The 21,075-nt window shown below is 68.9% G+C and carries 16 protein-coding genes; 14 read left to right on the forward strand and 2 right to left on the reverse strand.

Annotated features, from left to right (window positions below):
• The first annotated feature begins 88 nt into the window (after window positions 1-88).
• The 4 genes from BHS09_RS14720 to BHS09_RS14735 all read left to right on the forward strand — a co-directional run bounded on the left by BHS09_RS14720 (window position 89) and on the right by BHS09_RS14735 (window position 6,409).
• Window positions 89-2,599 carry a DUF4912 domain-containing protein gene (locus BHS09_RS14720; protein WP_174260647.1) on the forward strand — a complete coding sequence of 837 codons (2,511 nt, stop codon included), beginning with the start codon at window positions 89-91 and terminating at the stop codon, window positions 2,597-2,599.
• 25 nt (window positions 2,600-2,624) lie between these two features.
• A complete protein-coding gene (locus tag BHS09_RS14725; RefSeq protein WP_140798193.1) occupies window positions 2,625-4,214 on the forward strand; it encodes a glycoside hydrolase family 57 protein in 1,590 nt (529 codons plus the stop codon).
• A gap of 97 nt (window positions 4,215-4,311) precedes the next feature.
• Window positions 4,312-5,793 (forward strand): trypsin-like peptidase domain-containing protein, encoded by a 1,482-nt coding sequence (locus tag BHS09_RS14730; protein WP_140798194.1) that lies wholly within the window; start codon window positions 4,312-4,314, stop codon window positions 5,791-5,793.
• 22 nt (window positions 5,794-5,815) lie between these two features.
• On the forward strand, window positions 5,816-6,409 hold the full coding sequence (locus tag BHS09_RS14735) for an SGNH/GDSL hydrolase family protein (protein ID WP_140798195.1): 594 nt from the start codon (window positions 5,816-5,818) through the stop codon (window positions 6,407-6,409).
• Between the two features lie 4 nt (window positions 6,410-6,413).
• Here the strand turns inward: BHS09_RS14735 and BHS09_RS14740 are convergent, their stop codons facing one another.
• On the reverse strand, window positions 6,414-8,351 hold the full coding sequence (locus tag BHS09_RS14740) for a GGDEF domain-containing protein (RefSeq protein ID WP_140790662.1): 1,938 nt from the start codon (window positions 8,349-8,351) through the stop codon (window positions 6,414-6,416).
• A 178-nt stretch (window positions 8,352-8,529) separates the two neighbouring features.
• Between BHS09_RS14740 and pgeF the strand changes: the two genes are divergently transcribed.
• The 8 genes from pgeF to BHS09_RS14780 all read left to right on the forward strand — a co-directional run bounded on the left by pgeF (window position 8,530) and on the right by BHS09_RS14780 (window position 17,326).
• Window positions 8,530-9,291 carry a peptidoglycan editing factor PgeF gene (gene pgeF / locus BHS09_RS14745; RefSeq protein WP_140790664.1) on the forward strand — a complete coding sequence of 254 codons (762 nt, stop codon included), beginning with the start codon at window positions 8,530-8,532 and terminating at the stop codon, window positions 9,289-9,291.
• 83 nt (window positions 9,292-9,374) lie between these two features.
• Complete coding sequence (locus tag BHS09_RS14750; RefSeq protein ID WP_140790666.1) at window positions 9,375-10,235, forward strand: tetratricopeptide repeat protein; 861 nt, start codon at window positions 9,375-9,377, stop codon at window positions 10,233-10,235.
• A gap of 26 nt (window positions 10,236-10,261) precedes the next feature.
• Complete coding sequence (locus BHS09_RS14755) at window positions 10,262-11,467, forward strand: LysM peptidoglycan-binding domain-containing protein (protein ID WP_174259271.1); 1,206 nt, start codon at window positions 10,262-10,264, stop codon at window positions 11,465-11,467.
• A gap of 140 nt (window positions 11,468-11,607) precedes the next feature.
• Complete coding sequence (locus BHS09_RS14760; RefSeq protein ID WP_140790670.1) at window positions 11,608-12,729, forward strand: DNA-processing protein DprA; 1,122 nt, start codon at window positions 11,608-11,610, stop codon at window positions 12,727-12,729.
• Window positions 12,730-12,740: 11 nt separating this feature from the next.
• Window positions 12,741-15,302 (forward strand): type I DNA topoisomerase, encoded by a 2,562-nt coding sequence (gene topA, locus BHS09_RS14765; protein WP_140790672.1) that lies wholly within the window; start codon window positions 12,741-12,743, stop codon window positions 15,300-15,302.
• Window positions 15,303-15,462: 160 nt separating this feature from the next.
• Window positions 15,463-16,200: a MotA/TolQ/ExbB proton channel family protein gene (locus BHS09_RS14770; protein WP_026114210.1), complete on the forward strand. Its 738-nt coding sequence runs from the start codon at window positions 15,463-15,465 to the stop codon at window positions 16,198-16,200.
• 19 nt (window positions 16,201-16,219) lie between these two features.
• The gene (locus tag BHS09_RS14775) at window positions 16,220-16,741 is read left to right on the forward strand and encodes an ExbD/TolR family protein (RefSeq protein WP_011553060.1); all 522 of its coding nucleotides are present in this window, start codon (window positions 16,220-16,222) and stop codon (window positions 16,739-16,741) included.
• A 3-nt stretch (window positions 16,742-16,744) separates the two neighbouring features.
• Entirely contained in the window at window positions 16,745-17,326 is a 582-nt protein-coding gene (locus BHS09_RS14780; RefSeq protein WP_140798197.1) for an ExbD/TolR family protein, read from the forward strand.
• Between the two features lie 42 nt (window positions 17,327-17,368).
• On the opposite strand, the gene BHS09_RS14785 is transcribed toward BHS09_RS14780, so the two are convergent.
• Window positions 17,369-17,761 (reverse strand): TraR/DksA family transcriptional regulator, encoded by a 393-nt coding sequence (locus BHS09_RS14785; protein ID WP_140790676.1) that lies wholly within the window; start codon window positions 17,759-17,761, stop codon window positions 17,369-17,371.
• 272 nt (window positions 17,762-18,033) lie between these two features.
• Between BHS09_RS14785 and trmFO the strand changes: the two genes are divergently transcribed.
• Complete coding sequence (gene trmFO, locus BHS09_RS14790; protein ID WP_140790678.1) at window positions 18,034-19,407, forward strand: methylenetetrahydrofolate--tRNA-(uracil(54)-C(5))-methyltransferase (FADH(2)-oxidizing) TrmFO; 1,374 nt, start codon at window positions 18,034-18,036, stop codon at window positions 19,405-19,407.
• Window positions 19,404-21,047 carry a PD40 domain-containing protein gene (locus BHS09_RS14795; RefSeq protein WP_140798198.1) on the forward strand — a complete coding sequence of 548 codons (1,644 nt, stop codon included), beginning with the start codon at window positions 19,404-19,406 and terminating at the stop codon, window positions 21,045-21,047. Before trmFO ends, BHS09_RS14795 begins: the two co-directional genes overlap by 4 nt.
• Window positions 21,048-21,075 lie beyond the last annotated feature (28 nt).

Genomic DNA, 21,075 nt, shown 5'->3' on the forward strand with positions numbered 1-21,075 from the left:
GATGAAACGAAAGGGGGTCGGGCGAAGAACACATGTAATGCTGGCACGTTGACCCTCTACGACCAGCGACCTAAAGGCCTGCTTGCCTATGGAAGACCTCAAGAGCGTGACGGTCAGCTACCTCAGGGAGTTGGCACGGAAGCACCTGGGGAGCGGCTACAGCCGGATGAAAAAAGAGGAGCTGCTCGCAGCTCTGGCCGCCTACGTCCCCGCCCTGGCGAAGCTCGCCCGGTTGGCAGGCATCCGCGTGCCTCCCAAGCGTTCGGCCGCGAAACCCGCAGCGTCTCCTGCCCGGGCCTCCGCCGCCAAGAAGGCCAAGGCGCCCACCACTGACGCCGCGAAGGCGCCCCGGAAGTCGAAGACCCCGACCGCCGCGAAGCCCAAGACCGACGGCGCGCAAGGCCAGGGGAGGGTGTCCGCGCCCAAGCGGGTGGCCGCCAAGCGGGCCTCCGAGAAGCCCGGGAGCAAGCCGACCGTCAAACCCGCGAAGGTGGTCACGTTCCCGCCCAAGCCCCGAGTGGAACGGGCGCGTGAGCCGGTGACGCCCGTCATGCCTTCCGTCACGAGGCCGCCCGTTCCCGCGCCGGAACCGGTGCCGCAATCCGTCACGCGGCCCGCGCCCGTGCAAAAGCCCGCGGAGCCCGTGGTGGAGGGCTTCTTCGTGGCGCGCGTGGCTGGCGAGGAGGAGGCGCGTAGCCACCACCTGGTGGAAAGCGTGCCTGTTCCGCCTCCGGCCTCCGCGGATACCGAAAGATTGGGTGAGCTGCCGGAGGGGTATCAGGACGACGCCGTCCTCCTGTTGCCCAGGGACCCGCACACGCTCTTCGTGTCCTGGGACTTCAGTCTGGGGGCCCTGCTGCGCGCGCGGGATGCACTGGAGGCGCCGCGTCCCGTGCTTCGTGTGTTCGGTGATGAACAGCTGGAGCGGGAGTTGGACTTCGCGGTGGAGGCTCCCGGCTTCTACATCCACGGGTTGCCGGCGGGGCGGACGTATCGCGTGGAGGCGCACTTCGCCGGTCGTGATGGGCGGAGCCGCCGCATCGGTGCTTCGAGCAACCGCGTGACGCTGCCTCCCGCGGGTGTCTCCACGGATTTGACGGTGCGTTTCCTTCGGGTTCCTCCGCTTGAGGCGGCGCTGCCCGCGGCGGTCGTGGAAGCGCCGCCGCCGGAAGAGGAGCGCGAGTACGTGTCGTGGCGCCGGGTGAACCTGCCTGGCAGTGGCGGCGTGCTGGATGTGCCGGAAGTCCACAGACAGCGTCGTGGCGGTGACATGACGGAGGCGCACCTGGAGGGCCCCGCGCGAGCGCCGGGCGCTTCGGACCAGCGGTACGTGGAGTCGGTGGAACGCGTGCCTGGGGCTTCGGACCAACGGTACGTGGACTCGGTGGGGCGAGCGGCGGGGGCTTCGGACCAGCGCTATCAGTCGGACGCGGCGCAGCGGAATGCGCGCGAGGTGCGTGGCCCCGTGACGGCTCCCGTGTCGCGCTACCTGGAGACCCTGGGCCGTGCACCGGGGGCTTCGGATATGCGTCATGCGGAAGGGGACGCTCGCGAGGCGGGGAGGGGGCAAGGGTCCCGTGCGTATCTGGAGGTGAAGGGCGTCCCGGGCGCATCGGACCTGCGCTACGCGGAAGGCGGCGCGGCACGCCAGGCAGGCAGTGACACGTCACCGCACCGCTACCTGGACGTGAAGGGCATCCCGGGCGCATCAGACCTGCGCTACTCGGAAGGCGGCACGGCTGTCCCTACGGGCAGTGGCACGTCGCCTCATCGATACCTGGACGTGAAGGGCATCCCGGGCGCATCAGAGCTGCGCTACGCGGAAGGCGGTGCGACGCGCGCGCCGGTCAGCGGCGCTTCGCCTTATCGCTATCTCGATGTGAGGGGCATTCCGGGTGCATCGGACCTCCGCTATGCGGAAGGTGCGGCGACTTCGCATCAGCATCACCTGGACGTAAGGCGCATTCTGGGAGCGTCGGACATGCGCTACCTGGAGTCGCCGCCCCGCGCGCCGGGTGCATCGGAGCAACGCTACCTGGCGCCACCTCCACAGCGGGCAGGCGCCTCGGATCTTCGTTACCTGGATGCCCCGGAACGGGCGTCGGGTGCCTCGGAGCGTCGCTACCTGGAGCCATCGCAGCCGCAGCCGGGCGCATCGGATCGCCGCCACCTGGATTCTCCTCGGCAGGGGACAGGCGCCTCGGGTCGTGGCTTCCTCGAGGCTCCGACTCAACCGTCGGGCGCTTCCGACAGCCAGCACGCGGACGCGTCGTCAGCACGCACAGAAACCGGAACCACCGCCAAGGATGCTCGCGGCTCCGGTACTCAACCCCCTGCGGTCGAGGAGAACCACCGCGACTTCGAGGCTCCTCCACGTTCATCCCGCGCCACGGTTCCGGGCAGCGACGCCCAGGCGCAGGGAGACGCCGGCGCGGAGGAGAACCACCGCTACTTCGAAGTGCCCCGGTCCCGAGCGGAAGGCGCGCCACATCACCGCACGGCGGCTCCTTCCTCCTTCGAGGCCCGCGACGGCCATGCCACCCCCGACGCGGCCGAGCCACCTCCCCAGAAGCCGCCTTCGGACGACGGCCGCTCCTGAACCCGCACGGAGACATTGAACGACCATGAGTCTGGGCTCCCTCGCGCTGGTGCTCCACGCGCACCTTCCCTTCGTCCGGCACCCCGAGCATGAGGACTTCCTCGAGGAGGACTGGCTCTACGAGGCCATCTCCGAGACGTACCTCCCGCTGCTCCAGGTCTTCGACGGACTGGCGGAGGACGGCGTCCCGTTCCGCCTGGCGATGACGCTGTCTCCAACGCTCGTCTCCATGCTGCGCGACGAGCTGCTGATGAGCCGCTACGCACGGCGGCTGGACCTGCTCTGCGAACTGGGCGCGCGAGAGGCGCACCGGACGCGAGACGACGCCACCTTCGGCCCCATTGCCCGCTTCTACCGGGACCACTTCGAGTCTCTGCGCCGCGCGTTCCACGACCGCTACAAGCGCGACCTCGTCTCTGGGTTCCGGCGGCTCCAGGACGCGGGCTACCTGGACATCCTCACCTGCAACGCGACGCACGGTTTCCTGCCGTTGATGCAGCAGGTGCCCGAAGCCGTTCGCGCCCAGGTGACGGTGGCCGCGAATCACTACCGCCAGCACTTCGGCAGGGACCCGGCCGGTATCTGGCTCGCCGAGTGCGGCTACTACCCGGGCCTGGAGCGCCTGCTGGCCAGTGAGCGCATCCGTTACTTCTTCGTCGACACGCACGGCCTGACGGACGCCGTGCCCCGGCCCTTGCATGGCCCCTACGCACCCGTCTTCACCGAGGCGGGCGTCGCCGCGTATGCCCGAGACCCGGAGAGCAGCCAGCAGGTGTGGAGCACCGAGCACGGCTACCCGGGCGACCCGGACTACCGCGAGTTCTACCGGGACATCGGCTGGGACCTGGACCTGGACTACATTCGCCCGTTCATCCAGCCCACCGGCGAGCGCAAGAACACCGGCTTCAAGTACTTCCGCATCACCGGGAAGACGAACGACAAGCGCCCGTATGATCCGCTCGCTGCGCGTGAGCGGGCCTCGGTGCATGCGGGCAACTTCCTGTTCAACCGCCAACGGCAGATTGAAGACCTGGCCTCGCGCCTGGGTGGCCGGGAGCCCGTGGTCGTCGCGCCCTATGACGCCGAGCTCTTCGGCCACTGGTGGTTCGAGGGGCCCCAGTTCCTCGACTTCCTCATCCGCAAGGTCGCGTATGACCAGACGACGTTCCGGCTGGTGACGCCGTTGGATGACCTGCGGGAGCATCCGGAGAACCAGGTGGCGACGCCGCCGCTGTCCTCGTGGGGCGCGGGGGGCTACGCCAACATGTGGCTCGACGGGAGCAATGATTGGATCTACCGCCACCTCAACCACTGCGCGAAGCAGATGGTGGAGCTGGCGCGGGACTTCCCGGATGCCGGTGAGCTGCAACGTCGCGCGCTCAATCAGGCCGCCAGGGAGTTGTTGCTCGCCCAGTCCTCCGACTGGGCCTTCATCATGAAGACGGGCACCATGGTGGAGTACGCCCAGCGCCGCACGCGCGAGCACATCCTGCGCTTCCAGCGCCTGCACGAGCAGCTGCGCGGCGGCAGTCTGGACGAGGGCTGGCTCACCCACGTGGAAGGCCGGGACAACCTCTATCCAGAGCTGGACTACCGCCTCTATCTGCCTGCCTGAGGCCAGGGGGAAGCAGGGTGGGGCGATGTGTCCTCCTGTCGCCACGGCAGACGGTTTGGCTTGCGGGGCGGGTTTTCGGCTTTAGCTTGGTCTGCATATGAACCGTTCGACCGTCTCGTTCCGGAAGGCGCTCGTCGCCGCGCTCCTGGTCGCGTTGCCCCCCGCTGGTGCTGTCGCCCAGGCGCCGAAGTCGCCGCCCGCGGCCACCCAGCCAGGCGCCGGCAACGTTCTCCAGCCCGCGACGCGGGAGGCCCAGACGCTTCCGTCGCTGGCGCCGCTGGTGGAGTCGGTGAAGTCGGCGGTGGTCAACGTGGACGTGCAGGCCCGAGGGGGCGGCATGCCGCGTGGGATGGAGGACAACCCGCTCTTCGAGCGCTTCTTCGGTGGAGGCCGCGAGGGCGGCAGTCAGCGCCGCGAGCCGCTGCGACAGGGGGCAGGGTCCGGCTTCATCATCGACCCGAAGGGCGTCGTCCTCACCAACAACCACGTGGTGGAGGATGCCATCAGCATCACCATCCGCCTGGATGACGGACGCAGCTTCAGTGGCGAAGTGGTGGGGCGGGATCCGCTCACCGACGTGGCGCTCGTGCGGCTCAAGGAGAAGGTGGAGAACCTGCCCACCGTGAAGCTGGGCGACTCGGACGCGCTGCGTGTGGGTGACTGGGTGGTGGCCATCGGCAACCCCTTCGGTCTGGCCTCCAGCGTCAGCCTGGGCATCGTCTCCGCGCGGGCGCGCGAGATTGGCGCCAGCCAGTACGACGAGTTCCTCCAGACGGACGCGGCCATCAACCCGGGCAACTCGGGCGGCCCGCTCTTCAACATGAAGGGCGAAGTGGTGGGCATCAACACCGCCATCGTCGGCGGTGGCTCCGGCATCGGCTTCGCGGTGCCCAGCAATCTCATCGGCTCGCTGCTGCCGCAGCTGGAGAAGGAAGGCTCCGTCACGCGCGCATGGTTGGGCGTGGGCATCCAGGATTTGACGCGGGACCTGGCCAGCGCGCTCAATCTCCCCGTGAATCAGGGCGCCATCCTCACGCAGGTGATGCCGTCTTCTCCCGCGGCGAAGGCGGGCCTGAAGCAGGACGACGTCGTCATCGCCATCGACGGGCGGACCGTCACCTCCAGCGGCGAGCTGACGCGCACCGTGGCGCTCAAGCGTCCCGGAAGTACATCCACGCTGACGCTCTTCCGCGACGGCAAGAAGCAAGACGTGAAGGTGGCGCTGGGCACGCGCCCGGACCTGGAGGGAGTGGCCTCGGCGAAGCAGCGGCCGGAGGACCAGCAAGAAAGCTCCCGGCGCGTGGGCGTCAGCCTCCAGAACCTGGATGCGCGCACCGCACAGCAGGCCGGCTTCACGGACAGCAGCGGCGCGCTCATCACCGACGTGGTGCCCGGCTCGCCGGCGGACCGCGCGCAGCTGGAGCCCGGCATGGTCGTCATCGAGGCCAACCGCAAGAAGGTGGAGAACGCGGACGCCCTGGCCCGCATCATCAAGGGCGCCGCGTCCGGGAGCACCTTGCTGTTGCGCGTGACGGCGCCGGGTGGGGCTCGCAACCTGCGCGCCCTGCGGGTGCCGTGAGTCCGGAGCGTGGGAGCGGCGGATGAGCGTCAACTACGTCGCGCTGGGAGACAGCACGGCCGTGGGCGTGGGGGCGGCGCGAGGAGGGGGCTATCCCGAGCGCCTCGCCTCCCGGCTGCGCGCTGTCGGCCTGCCCGTGGGCCTCACCAACCTGGGGCAGAGCGGCGCGCGCATCCGTGACGTCTTCACGGGGCAGGTGAAGCGCGCCGTGGCCGTGCAGCCCACGCTGGTGACGCTGGGCATCGGGACGAATGACCTCTGGCGCGGCACGCCTGTGGAGGACTTCCAGGACGATCTGGACCGCATCGCGCGAAGGTTGAAGCAGACCGGAGCGCCGCTGGTGGTGGTGAACCTCGCGGACCTGGCGCTGGCCCCGGTGGCGCGGCTGGTGCCCGCGGCGCTGTACGAAGGGCGCATCGAGCCCTTCAACGCCGCCATCGCGGAGGTGGCCCGGGTGCACGGCATGCACCACGTGGACCTCTTCACGGCAAGCAAGGACATGATTCCCAGGGGTCCGCACTTCTTCTCGGACGACGGCTTCCATCCGTCGGCCGATGGCTATGAGGAGTGGGCGGACCTGCTGCTGCCCACGGTGCAGACGCTCGTGAGCCGCTGAGCGCCTACGCTTTGGCCACGCCACCCGGAGGCTTGGGGGCGGCAGTCACGGCGGGAGGCTCGGCCGTGGGCGTGTGCGGGCCCCGCTCGCGGCCCGGGTGCAGCTCCATGCCACCTTCGTACAAGGTGGTGCGGTTCCGGCCGGTGCGCTTGCTGAAGTAGAGCGCCGCGTCCGCGCAGTCCACCAGCTCTTCCTGGGCGGAGGCATCGGAGGGGAAGTGCGACACGCCAATGGACACCGTGATGTGGTTGCCCGGCAGGCCCGGCTGGACCAGCGCCACGGATTCCGCCACGGCCCGGCGCAGCTTCTCCGCGACCTCCATGGCCTCCGTCTTGTTCGTCTGGGGCAGGAGGATGACGAACTCCTCGCCGCCGTAGCGCGCCAGCGTGTCCACCTTGCGCACGCGCAGCCGCAGCACGTCGCACACCCGGCGCAGCGTCTCGTCACCCACGCGGTGGCCGGCCAGGTCGTTGATGCGCTTGAAGTGGTCCACGTCCACCATGAGCAGCGCCAGCGGGGTGCCGAAGCGGTTCGCGCGTGCCAGCTCCAGCTCCATGCGCTGGAAGAGGTGGCGGCGGTTGGGCACGCCGGTGAGCGGGTCCGTCATGGTGAGCTTCACCGTCTCCGCGTGCAGCCGGGCGTTCTTCACCGCCGTGGCCACCACGTCCGCCACCGCGGTGAGCAGCTCGATTTCCTCCGCGGAGAAGCTGGCCACCTCGGGGCGCTGGAAGTTCATCACGCCCAGCAGCGTCTCCATGTGCACCATGGGCGCCGCCAGCAGCGCGCCGCTGTTCAGCCCGCCCTTCACCAGGTCCGGCCTGGCGAACACGCTGGAGCGGTCCGCCGTGTCCGGCAGGTACACCGACTTGCGCGTCTCCGCCGCGCGCCCGCAGGCGCCTTCGCCCAGCGCGAAGGTGAGGCCCTCCGCGCCGCGGCCCTCCGGCCAGGCGTGCTTGATCTCCAGCAGGCCCTCCGGGTTCATCAACATGATGGAGAACTCGGGGATGCGCAGGCGCTCCGTCACCAGCCGGGTGACGGCGTCCAGCAGCTCATCCAGCTCCAGCGTGGCGTTGAGCGAGCGCGCCACGTCGAAGAGCAACGACAGCTCCTTGAGGCGGTCCTCCAACTCGTCCTTGAGGGCCAGCTTCTCCTTCACCAGCTCCAGGTCGCGGTGGGTGTCGATCTCCTCCGCCTTCATGGAGGTGAGCCGCGCCAGCATCTGGTTGAAGGCCGCGCCCAGCTGCGCGAGCTCGTCGGTGCCTCGTGCCTCTGCGCGCACCAGCAGGTCACCCGCCTCCGCGCGCCGCATGGCCACGCTCAGCTTGCGCAGCGGGCGGGTGAGGACGAAGTGCAGCGCCAGCCCGGTGATGAGCGCCAGCAGCACCACGAACAGGCCCATGGAGCCGAGCGCCGCGCCGAACACGGACGACAGCTCCTGGTGCAGCGCCGGCTCCGCCATGCGCAGCTGCAGGATGCTGGCGCCCGGCACGTCGCCGGAGGTGTGGCAGCCGGCGCACTCCGGCCCGCCGAGGGGACGGATGACCTCCGTCATCTGCGCCACCGAGCGCGCCCGCTCGGGGCCAGGGGCCGTCAGCCGCGCGGCCTCCGGGTGCGTCGTGCCTTCTTCACCCGTGCGGCGGGACCAGAGGATGCGCCCGTCCGGCGTCAGCACCCGGACGTCCTCCACCGAGCGGAAGAGCCGGGTGTCGGAGCGCATCACCTCCGTCACCGCGCCATGGGCCGGAGCCCCGCGCGCCTGCGGAAGGGTGAAGGTGGAAGCGACGAACTCCGCCAGCGCCAGAGACTCCACCTGGGTGGCGTCCTGGACCGCGACCCGCGCCTCACGCCAGAAGTGGCCGACGCCCAGCAGTGCCACGAGCAGCCCGGGCAGGGCGATGCTCCACAGCAGCTTGCGACCAACGGTGTCGGGACCCAGGGGCATGCGGGTGCTCGCAGCTCTCGAGCGCGAAGTTTCGGACTGGTTTCACGGAGTTCGGACGGTCCGTGAATTGTCTGGTGGCTGACGCTACCTGTCAAACGAAGCGGCGAAATCATCCTACGATTGCGCTGACGTTGGATCACCTCTTGGTGCATCAATCAGGTGGATTCCTGGAGATTCCATGTCGACCGAGTTTCTCACCTCCGCGCTGTTGCCGGTGCCGCACGGCTTCACCACCCGCGCTGGCGGTTGTTCGGAGGGGCCCTACGCGTCACTCAACCTGGGTTTCTCCGTGGGCGACGAGCGCTCGCGCGTGGAGGAGAACCACCGCCGCCTGGCACAGGCCGCTGGCGCGCCGCTCGAAGCGCTGAGCCGCGTGTCGCAGGTGCACGGTGATCGCGTGGTGGAGGCCCGGAGCGGGGAGGGGGCCCAGGGGCTGCGCCCCACGGAGGGCGAGGCGGACGGACTGTGGACGCAGGCACCGGGAAGCTGGGTGGCGGTGGGCACGGCGGACTGCGTGCCGGTGCTGCTGGTGGACCCGGACGGGCGCTGCGTGGCGGCGGTGCACTCCGGCTGGCGGGGGACGGACGCGGACATCAGCGCGCGCGCCGTGGAGGTGCTGGTGGCGCGCGGTGCGCGGCCCGAGCGGCTGCTGGCGGCGGTGGGGCCGTCGATACAGGTCTGTTGCTACGAGGTGTCGGAGGAACTGGCGCAGCGCTTCAGCGCGCGCTTCGGGGATGAAGTGGTGCGGTGGGTGGAAGGCAAGCCACGGCTGGACCTGACCCTCGCGGTGCGTCAGACGTTGGTGGGGGCGGGACTCAAGCTGGCCCACGTCGATGTGCTACAGGCCTGTACGGCGTGTGAGCCCACGCGCTTCTTCTCCCACCGGCGGGACGCGGGGCGGACGGGGCGGCACCTCAATTACGTGGTACACCGCTTCTAGCCACCCGGTGTGGGGGCCGATTTCTTGACGCTCTCTGACGGGCCTTCCTATCCTCGGGGGGACCCCTCTGCTGAAAAAGGCCCGTGCCCGCGCGCTCCGTCATCTTCCGTCTGCTCGCCGCCGCGCCCCTGTGTGCGCTGGGCGCTTGCGCCACCACCGCTTCCTCGGATGCGGAGGTGAGTGCGCTGCGCTCCGAGCTGCGCACGCTGCGCGCGTCCCAGGAACGGCTGGTGGAGCGGGTGGCCCGGCTGGAGGCGCACGACGCCGTGTCGCGCGCGGGGGCTTCGAGTGAGCGCCCGCCCGCGCGTTCCATTCCGGTGAAGGTGGAGGCGTCCGCCCAGGAGTCGATGGGCGCCACGCCGGAGCTGGCGGTGGTGAAGCTCAAGCCGCGCCACGAGCCCGCGCCGAAGCTGCCCACCGCCGTGGCGGTGATGGAGCCGGACGACGAGCAGATGGAGATGTTCATCAGCCCCGCGCCAGACGAAGGGCCCGCCTCGTCGGCGAGCGCCGAGTCGGCCGCGACCATGGTGGCGTCGAACGAGGACGCGGGGGAGCAGCAGGACCCCGACGTGCTCGACGCGGAGTTCGACAAGGCCGTGAACATGCTGCGCACCGGGAACGTGGAGGGCGGGGTGGAGAAGCTGCGCCGCTTCGCCGATGAGAACCCGCGTCACCCGCGCGCCGACAACGCGCTCTATTTCAGCGGGTTGGGCCAGATTGGCCTCAACGAGTTCAAGGGGGCCGCGAAGACGTTCGAGCGGCTCATCGACAAGTATCCCGCCGGGGACGCCATGCTGGACGGCATGCTCCGGCTCGCCGAGTGCCGGATGCGGCTCAACCAGGCCGCGGATGCCAAGGTGCTCTACACCCGCGTCGTCACCCAGTTCCCGGGGACGGCGGCTGCTACCCAGGCGGAACAGCGGCTCGCCGCGATCCCCCAGTGATGCTTCTTTCGAAAGGACGTCCCGCGATGCGCTCCCGGATTCTCACCTCGCTGATGTTGAGCCTCGCCGTCGCGCCAACCGTGTACGCCCAGCAGGAGAACGAGGAAGAGCAGGACACGGGCGGTGAGATGGACGGCGCCGAGGTGATGGACGAGGCGCCCGATTCCGCGCGGCCGACCTCCGTGGCCATTCCGCCCGGCGCGCCCCGGGGCCGTGAGAGCGCCCCCGGTGAGGTCCACTCCGTGGAGTCGGGTGACACGCTGTGGGACTTGTCCCAGCGTTACCTGGGCAGCCCCTGGTACTGGCCCAAGGTCTGGTCCTACAACCCGGAGATCGCCAACCCGCACTGGATCTACCCCGGCAACCAGGTGCGCTTCTTCGCCGCGGGCGAGGAGGTCCCCACCCAGGTGACGGAGATGGTGGTGGACGAGGGCGACGTGACGGCCCCCATGGAGATGGCCTCCAACGACCAGGTCACCGTGACGGGCAAGATTGGCTTCGACGTGGCCAGCTCCGTCCCCGTGACGACGCAGGGTTTCGTCACCCAGCGAGAGCTGGACGAGGCCGGCCGCATCGAGGGTTCGCCCTCCAACGCGGTGATGCTCTCCTTCCCGGACAGCGTCTACGTGCGCTTCAAGCGGAAGGGTGACGTGAAGGTGGGGGACCGCTACGTCGTCTACCACACCACCCAGGCCGTGAAGCACCCGGTGAACGGGCGTCAGCTGGGCTTCCTCACCGACTTCGTGGGCACCCTGCGCGTGCAGCGCGTGGGCGACGGCATCGTCACCGCGCAGATCATGGACACCTGGGACGGCATCGAGCGTGGCGACCTGGTGGGCCCCGTGGGTGAGCGCCTCACCGAGCGCGTGGCGCCGAAGCCAAACGCGAAGCAGGTGGACGGCACCGTCATCACCGCGCTGGTGCCGTACCTCACGGTGCTGGGTGAGAACCACAGCATCGTCGTGGACAAGGGCAGCGCGGACGGCGTGGAGCTGGGCAACACCTTCAACATCCTCCGCAAGGGCGACCCGTCCCGCCACGTGCTGGGCCACGACGTGCGCAAGCCGTCCAAGGAGGAGCAGTCCTTCCCCTGGCGGAGCATCGGCGCGTGCATGGTGACCGAGGTCAAGGAGCGCACCTCCAACTGCCTCATGACCCGCTCCCTGGAGGAACTGGTCCCCGGCGACCGCGCCCACATGTCCGCGGGCTCGTCGCCCTCGGCCAGCCGCTGAGCGGCGCGGCAGGAAAAGTGCAACGGGCCCCTCGGATGGAGGGGCTGAGTGCTTGACCGGTGGCGGTCCGGTGTCTATGTGTCGCGCCCCTCCCAGCGGCCCCACCTTCTATATAGGTGGGTATCGAGCGGGGGACGGGTATGGCGGACGCTGAGACGGACAGCCTCACGGCGGAGCAGCAGGCATGCCTCGCACTCTGGGCCGTTCCCGGCCTGGGGCCGAGGACGCTGGTCGCCCTGCGTGCGTTCGCGGACGGAAGCCTCGCGCCGCTCGCCGCGACTCCGGTGCGAGACTGGGTGTCCCAGGCGCCGGTTTCCTCACAGGTTCGTCGCAAGCTCGCCTCCGTGGAGCGCCTGGCGCCGGTGGCGTGGCGGGTGTGGGACGCCTGCCGGACGTCGGGCATGAAGGTGGCGTTCCAGGGGCAGGCGGCCTATCCAGAGCGGCTGGCGGAGGTGGTGGATGCGCCGCCGGTGCTCTTCTACCGGGGCGTGCCGGGGCTGCCGCGGCGCCGGCTGGCCATGGTAGGCAGCCGTCATCCGGATCAGGGCTTCCTGCCGTTCGCGCGGCGCTTCGCCCGGCAGGTGGCGGAGTCGGGCGTGGGGGTGGTGTCAGGGGCGGCGGCGGGGGTGGACCGGGCCTGTCACTGGGGCGCGCTGGAGGCGGGGGGAGAGACGTGGGCCTTCCTGGGGTCCGCCCTGGATGCACTCGACACGGCGCAAGCCCGCCTGCTTCCTCATTTCCTGGACCGAGGGGGCGTGTTCTTCAGCGAGCTGCCTCCCGGCGTCCGGGCAAGCACCACGACGTTTCCCCGGCGCAACCGGCTCATCTCCGGGGCATCCGACGCAGTCTTGGTGCTGAGGGCGGGGAAGGATTCGGGGAGCCTGTACACGGCGGAGGCGGGGCGGGCGCAGGGGCGGCCGGTGTTCGCGATGCCCGGTGACGTACGCCAGGAGGAGGCGGCCGGCTGCAACGCATTGCTGCGGGACGGGGAGGCGGCGGTGTGCCTGGGCCCGGATGATGTGTGGAGGGTGCTGAAAGTCGACCCTCTGGCGGCGGTTCCTCCTGGGACGATGGGCTCCTGGGAGGACCTCTCCGTGGAAGCGAAGGGGGCCTTCGCGATGTTGGACCGGGTTCCCCGGAGCTTCGACGAGGTGCTGGTCGGCAGCACCTTCTCACCGGCGGCGCTCGCCAGCGCGCTGGTGGAGCTGGAATTGACGGGGCTGGTCATCCAGCACCCCGGAAGGCTGTACGAAAGAATCTAGGTAGGAGAGTCATGGCCACGCGGACGAAGAAGAAGGTGGAAGAGACTGAGGCGGCCGAGGTGAAGGCGCCCGCCAAGAAGGCCGCCGCCAAGAAGAAGCCTGCGGCCAAGAAGAAGACCGCCGCCAAGAAGAAGACGGCGGCCCGCCGCCGCACCAAGAAGGGCGACGAGGACGAACTCCCCACCGTGGAAGCAGACGCGGAGGAGGAGGTCACGCCCCGTGGCAAGGGCCCGCACTACCTGGTCGTCGTGGAGTCTCCCGCCAAGGCGAAGACCATCAAGAAGTACCTGGGCTCCGGCTACACGGTGAAGGCCTCCGTGGGCCACGTGAAGGACCTGCCCAAGAGCAAGATGGGCGTCGACGTGGAGCACGACTTCCGGCCCGAGTACACGGTCATCAAGGGCAAGGAGAAGGTCCTCAACGAGCTCAAGAAGATGGCGAAGTCGGCCGACCGCGTCTTCCTGGCCACGGACCCCGACCGCGAGGGCGAGGCGATTGCCTGGCACATCAAGGAGGAGCTGGCGCATCCCGACGCGCTCCGGGTGACCTTCAACGAAATCACCAAGAAGGCCATCCAGGAAGCCATCGCCCAGCCGCGCCAGCTCAACCAGGACAACTACGACTCGCAGCAGACGCGCCGCATCCTCGACCGGCTGGTGGGGTATCAAATCTCCCCGCTGCTCTGGAAGAAGGTGCGCCGAGGCCTGTCCGCCGGCCGCGTGCAGTCCGTGGCGGTGCGCCTCATCGTGGAGCGCGAGGACGAAATCAAGGCCTTCGTCCCCGAGGAGTATTGGACGCTGGACGCGCTGCTGGAGGGACCCGCGGGCCCGCCGCCGTTCAAGGCCAAGCTGTCCAAGCTGGACGGCAAGAAGGTGGAGCTGAAGGAGCGCGTCTTCACGGAGAGCCTGGTCGCCGAGCTCCAGACGGCCAGCTTCGTGGTGGCGAAGGTGGACCGCCGCGAGCGCCGCCGCAACGCGCCCGCGCCGTTCATCACCTCCAAGCTCCAGCAGGAGGCGGCGAACCGGCTGTCCTTCACCGCGAAGAAGACGATGACGCTGGCGCAGCGCCTCTACGAAGGTGTGCCGCTGGGTGACGAGGGCCAGACGGCGCTCATCACATACATGCGTACGGACTCCACCCGTCTGTCCGACGACGCGGTGACGCAGGTGCGCGAGTTCATCGGCGGCAAGTACGGCAAGGACTTCCTGCCCGACGAGCCCATGGTGTACCGCAGCAAGAAGAGCGCCCAGGACGCGCACGAGGCCATCCGGCCCACGTCGCTGGAGTACCCGCCGGAGCGGGTGAAGTCCTTCTTCGAGGCCATGGGCGAGGAGGACATGTACCGCCTCTACGAGCTCATCTGGAACCGCTTCGTCGCGTGTCAGATGAAGCCCGCCGTCTATGACCAGACCAGCGCGGACATCGCCGCGGGCCGGGCCACCTTCCGCGCCTCCGGCAGCACGCTGAAGTTCGCCGGCTACCTGGCGGTGTACGGCGCTGGCCTGACGCCGGAGGAAGAGGCGGAGAAGGAGAAGGCCAAGGCCGCAGGTGACGAGAACGCCGAGGGCGCCGACGCCGTGGGCGACCTGCCGGTGCTCAACGACGGTGACGCGCTGAACCTCCAGAAGCTGCTCCACGAGCAGCACTTCACCCAGCCGCCCCCGCGCTTCAGCGAGGCCACGCTGGTGAAGGAGCTGGAAGAGCGCGGCATCGGCCGTCCGTCCACCTACGCGGCCATTCTCTCCACCATCCAGGACAAGAAGTACGTGGAGAAGCTGGAGGGGCGCTTCCGGCCCACGGACCTGGGGAACATGACCAACGAGATGCTGGTCAAGCACTTCCCCCACGAACTGGACGTCACCTTCACGGCGACCATGGAGGAGAAGCTCGACCAGATCTCCGAGGGCGGCGCCAACTGGAAGTCCGTGCTGCACGACTTCTACGGGCCCTTCAAGGAGACGCTCGAGAAGGCCGAAGCGGAGATGCGCGACGTCAAGCGGGAGGAGATCAAGACGGACATCCCCTGCGAGAAGTGCGGCAACCTCTTCGTCATCAAGTTCGGGAAGATGGGGCACTTCCTCGCGTGCTCGAACTACCCGGACTGCAAGAACACGAAGGACTTCAAGCGCGACGCCGAGGGCAAGATCGTCATGGTGGAGGAGGAGACCACCGACGAGATTTGCGAGAAGTGCGGCAAGCCCATGGTCATCAAGCGGGGTCGCTTCGGGCGCTTCCTGGCCTGTTCGGGCTACCCGGACTGCAAGACGTCCAAGCCCATCTCCATCGGCGTGTCGTGTCCGGAGTGCAAGGAGGGCTACCTGACGGAGCGCCGCAGTGGCCGCGGGAAGATCTTCTTCGGCTGCAACCGCTACCCGGACTGCAAGTTCGCCGCCTGGGACCGGCCGCTGGCCGAGCCGTGCCCCACCTGCGCGTCGCCCTATCTGCTCCAGAAGTTCTCCAAGCGGGACGGCCCGTACGTGGCGTGCCCCAACAAGGAGTGCGACTACCGGCGCGAAATCACCGAGCAGCCCGGGGGCCCGGGTGGGTCACCCGAAGCCTCCTCGGCTGCTTGAAAGCCCAGTAGTTACATGGGCATGGCCCGTCCTCGGCTTGACAGCCTTGGCGGGCCCGCCCTAGAAGTCCAGGCTGCTCCCTCCCCGGGAACGTCGAACGGGTGCCCGCCTCTGGATGGGCGCGCCCCGGGGGGCGGGCGTCGAAAGGACTCTGGGCGCAATGATTCCCTCGGTAAGCGAGCTGCTGCTGGACGTGACCCTCGCGGCCACGGAAGGGGGCAAGCTGGGCGTCACGGACTCCGTCATCAAGTTCTTCAAGGATGGCGGACCGTTCATGTTCGTGAACCTGTTCTGGCTGGCGTGCTCGCTGGCGGTCGCGCTGGAGCGCATCGTCACCCTGGTGTTCCGCTACAACCTCAACGCGCCGCCTTTCATGGAGCAGATCGCCAAGCTGGTGCGCAGCGGCAACCTGGACCGCGCCGTGAAGGTGTGCGCCATGGCGCCCAACGCGCCGCTGGCCAAGGTGGTCCGCGCGGGCCTGGTGAACGCCAACCGCGGTGAGATTGAGGTCTCCAAGGCGGTGGAAGAGGCCATCGTCGAGCACAGCCCGAACGTGTCCAAGCGCATCCCCTGGCTGTGGTCGCTGGCGAACATCGCCACGCTGGTGGGGTTGGTGGGCACCATCTTCGGCCTCATCGGCACCTTCCAGGCGCTGGGCAACGTGCCGGCGGAGCAGAAGCAGGTGCTGCTGTCGGACGGCATCTCCAAGGCGATGAACAACACCGCCTTCGCGCTCTCCATCGCCGTCATCTGCATCATCTTCCACCTGTTCCTCACGTCGTACGCGAAGAGCATGGTGGAGGGGCTGGAGCTCAACGCGCTCAAGCTGGAGAACCTCCTGTCGCGCCGCGGTTCCGTGGACCCGGCCACCACGGAGCTCGAGGCGCGCGCGTCGTAGAGCGCAAGGGCACGCGGCCATGGCGTTCCACTACTCCCGGCGCAAGCTGAAGGTTCGTGAGGAAGAAGAGGCGGGCGAGCTGAACATCGTCCCGTACCTCGACATCCTCATGAACCTCATCATCTTCATGCTGCTGTCCATCACCGGCCTGGCGACGTTCGGCATCATCAACGTCAACGCCCCCGCCTACGGTGCGCCGACGACGGGCATGGCCCAGGAGAACCCGGACGATGCGCCGAAGCTGACGCTGTCCGTGCTCATCTCCAAGAAGGGGCACTTCGTCAGCAGCGAGAACGCCATCCTCGGGGAGGCGGGTACGCCCACCATCCCCGTGAAGGCGGACGGCGCGCACGACTTCTCCGCGCTCAACGCGAAGATGGTGGAGATCAAGTCCGCCTTCCCCAAGGAGACGAAGGTCATCGTGGGCGCGGACCCGGACGTCCCCTACGAGACGCTGACGCAGACGCTGGACGCCATCCGTGAGACGCAGGGCCGCGAGCGCCGGCTGCTGTTCCCGGACGTCACCCTGGGAGCCATCTGAGCCATGGCCGACCCGACGACATCCGCCCTGGAGACGCCCGACGCGGAAGCCGTGGCGCGGCTGAGCTACCGCCGGGCCCTGGCGCGCAAGAAGCGCAAGGAGCGCGAGGCGGCGGGGGAGATCAAGGAGCTGAACATCACCGCGATGATGGACATGATGACCATCCTCCTGGTGTTCCTGCTCAAGTCCTTCGCCTCGTCGTCCGCGGCGGTGACGGCGTCCGAGGACGTGCGCCCGCCCGTGTCCTCCACGCGCGCCACGCCCAAGGACACCGTGGCCGTCACCATCACGCCCAGGAATGTGCTGGTGGGTGAGCGGGAGGTCCTGCGGCTGCAGAACGGTCAGTTCCCGGCCGACAAGGTCCAGGGGCGGCTGGTGCTGCCGCTGGATGCGCAGCTGAAGAAGGAAGTGGAGAAGCTGAAGTACATCGCCGCGCGCAACCCGTCGGCGCCCTTCAGTGGGGAGCTGTCCGTCATCGCGGACAAGAAGATTCCCTACGACATGCTCCTCACCGTGCTCTACACGGCGGGGCAGAACGAGCTGGAGAACTACCGCTTCGTGGTGCTCCAGAAAGAGGGCGAGTAGCACGCTCCCGGGGCGGCACCGGGAGCGCGCGCTCGCATCGCCTCAGAGAGACGGGCTGGCCATGGGGCCGCCGCGCGTCTCGAGTTCGTGGATGCTGGCGTCCTCCTCGCAGCGGATGGCGAAGGGCAGGGCCTCCAGGCGTTCGATGGGAATCTCGAAGCCGCAGTCCACGCACTCGCCGAACACGCCCATCTCCATGCGGCGCAGCGCCGCGTCGATGAGCATGATTTCGCGCCGCTGCGATTCCATCAGACTGGAAAGGGTGTAGTCGGCCAGCTCGGACTGGGCGTTCTCTTCGTATTCGGGGTCCCGCTCCTGGTTCTTCAGGGCGGTGAGCTCGCGGTGCGCACCCTCGTTGGCGCTGAGAATCTCCCGGCGGCGGCGCTGCAGGAGTTCGCGGATCCGGATCAGGTCCTGATTTCGGCGGGTCGCCATGGCTTCGGTACTCCCAGTGTTCGAGTTCATTGGCGCTCGCCCGGTTGCTGGCCGCCCCCGAGCGGCGAACGCGAGAAACGTAGGGGTTCAACCCAGGTAGGGAAACCGCGCCTTCCAGCCGGAGACGGAGGCGGCCTGCTGGGCAGCCGGCCAGGTGCGAATCCATTGCGAAAGCGTGGGGTTGCACACGGCTGAATCGACACTGGGCCAGGGCGTGTCAGTCCTGCTAACAGTTGCTGGACGGCCCAGCGGCGCGGGCCTGGAGGAAGCGGATGGCGGATCAGAAGCAGCGGGTGACGGTGATTGGCGGCGGCCTGGCGGGGACGGAGTGTGCCTACCAGCTCGCCCGCCGCGGGGTGCCGGTGGTGCTGCGGGAGATGAAGCCCCAGAAGCGCTCGCCCGCGCACAAGTCGGACACGCTGGCGGAGCTGGTGTGCAGCAACTCGCTGCGCTCGGACAACCCGGAGAGCGCCATTGGCCTGCTACACGCGGAGCTGCGCGCGCTGGGCTCGCTGGTGCTGGGCGCGGCGGACGCGAACCGGGTGCCCGCGGGTGACGCGCTGGCGGTGGAGCGTGAGCGCTTCTCCGCCACGATTACGGAGTCCCTGCTGCGCCAGCCCGGCGTGGAGATGGTGGCCGGCGAGGTGGAGCACCTGCCCGAGGACGGCCCGGTGGTGATTGCCACGGGACCGCTCACGTCGGACGCGCTCACGCGGGAGCTGGAGCGCCACGTGGGCGCCAAGCTCTACTTCTATGACTCCATCGCGCCCATCCTGTCGGCGGACTCCATCGACATGAACGTGGCGTTCCGCCAGAGCCGCTACGGCAAGGGCGGCGGGGACGACTACCTCAACCTGCCGATGACGAAGGACGAGTACTACCGCTTCATCGCCGAGGTGAAGGCGGGTCAGAAGGTGGTGCCCCACGCTTTCGAGGAACCCAAGTACTTCGAAGGGTGTCTGCCCATTGAAGTGATGGCCGAGCGTGGCGACGACACCCTGGCCTACGGGCCCATGAAGCCGGTGGGCCTGAGGGACCCGCGCACGGGCCAGGATCCCCACGCGGTGGTTCAGCTGCGCATGGAGGACGTGGGCGGCACGTCCTGGAACATGGTGGGCTTCCAGACGCGGCTGACCTGGGGTGAACAGAAGCGCATCTTCAGCAACTTCATCCCCGGACTTCAGCAAGCGGAGTTCCTCCGGATGGGGCAGATCCACCGGAACACCTTCATCGACTCGCCCCGGCTGCTGGCGAAGGACTTGTCGCTGAAGACGGAGCCCCGGCTCTACTTCGCCGGGCAGATCTCCGGCGTGGAGGGCTACGTGGAGAGCGCGGCATGTGGATACCTGGTGGCGTTGGCGCTGCACGCCCGGCTGACGGGGACGGAGTTCGTTCCGCCGCCGGCCACCACGGCGATGGGCGCGCTGCTGCGGCACGTGACGGGCGAGGCGCATCCGCCGGACTACCCGCACCAGCCCACCAACATCATCTTCGGCATCTTTCCGCCGCTGACCGGGCGGATGAAGAAGGCGGAGAAGCGCGCGGCGTATTCGGCGCGAGCGAAGCAGGACCTGGCGGCATGGCTGCCGCATGCGGGCGTCCCGGCGGCGGGCGCCCCCGAGCACGTGGATCAGAGGAGCGCATGATGCGGATGCGGCAGGGGCGGCTGTGGACCGCGGGCCTGATGGCCTCGCTGGTGATGGCGGGCACGGGCTGCAAGCAGGGGGAGAATGGCGGCTCGGAGGCCCCGGGCGTGCGGCGAACCAAGGCCGCCGCGACGGCGGAGAAGTCGCCACCGCCCGGTGCCCCTGGCGCGGGGCAGGGCACGCTGCTGGCCTCGGGGCGCGTGACGGACCTGCGGGTGACGCCGGACGGCCGCTTCGCCACGTACATCGTCAACGGGCAGAAGCCCCGGATGGATGGCATCCCGCCGCAGATGGTGCTGGGCGAGCTGTACGTGGTTCCGGTGGAGGGCGGCGAACCGCGCAAGCTGGGCGAGGGCGTGACGAACGTCCCGGGCGGCCAGCTGGTGGCGCCAGGCTCGAAGCACGTCCTCTTCCTCTCCGGCTACAGCCCGGCGACGCAGTCGGGCTCGCTGACCGTGGCGTCGTTGGATGACGCGAAGGCGGCGCCTGTCATGCTGGGCACGGCGGTCAGCTACATGCTGCCCAGCCCGGATGGGACGAAGCTGGCCTACGTGGACGGCGGCAAGCTGAAGCTGGGGGCGCTGCCGTCGGGGCCCTTCACGGACGTGGCGGCGGAGGTCAGCACGGCCCAGTTCACGCCGGACGGCAAGACGCTGCTCTTCAAGCGCCGGCTGTCCGCGGCGGGGGGCCTTGCGGCCATCTCCGTGGAGAAGCCAGACGCGCCGCCCGTCAAGGTGGGGGACCAGGTGGGGGACTACGAAGTCTCCCCGGATGGTCAGCGCGTGGCCTTCCAGGTGCGCAGCGAGTCGGTGCGGGGGCTGTATGACTTGTACCTGGCGGAGCTGCCGGAGCTGAAGGCGAAGCGGCTGGCGGTGGCCTCGGGGGTGTTTGCCTTTTCGCCCGACGGCAAGTGGCTGGCGCGCACGGAGAATGGCAAGCCGAACGTGCCCGGGGACTTGCACCTGGGCCCGGCGACGGGGGGCGCGGGGCGCAAGCTGGGCGTGCAGGTGGAGAAGCTGGTCTTCTCGCCGGACTCGCAGGCGGTGGGCTTCCTGGAGAAGTATGACTCGACGGCGAACGCGGGGCTGATGTCGGTGGCCGCGCTGCCGGACGGCACGACGAAGCAGGTGGGCGGCCGCGTGCCCAACTTCGTCTGGGGCTCGGACGGGCGCTATGTGGCGTTCCTCTCGCGCATCCTCAAGCCCGCGTACTCGGTGGACCTGATGCTGTACACCCTGGGTGAGGAGCGGGCGGCGAAGGTGCAGCAGGGCGTCTTCGGCTATGGCTTCACGCCGGGCAACGGGCAGGTGGTGTTCCGCTCCAACTGCATCCGCAACGGGCGCTCGTGTGACTTCATGGCCATGGACCTGCCCCGGCAGGCGGACCCCCGCACGTGGCTGCAGGGCATCTTCAGCTACAAGCTGTCCGAGGACGGCCAGCGGGTGCTCGTCACCTATGCCCGCATGGACTCGGACACCTATGACGTGGCGGTGTACGACGTGAAGACGCAGGCGCGGAAGACGCTGGACCAGGGCGTCCAGGTGCCGGTGTCCTTCGGGGGCAAGAATGACTCGCTTGCCGTGTACGCCATTACGCAGGGGCCCAAGGCCGGCATCTACAGCGTCCCCGCGACGCCGTAGCTTTTGACTGTTGAGGATCGTGCGATTC

This window comes from Myxococcus xanthus (assembly GCF_006402735.1).
Lineage (GTDB): Bacteria > Myxococcota > Myxococcia > Myxococcales > Myxococcaceae > Myxococcus > Myxococcus xanthus_A.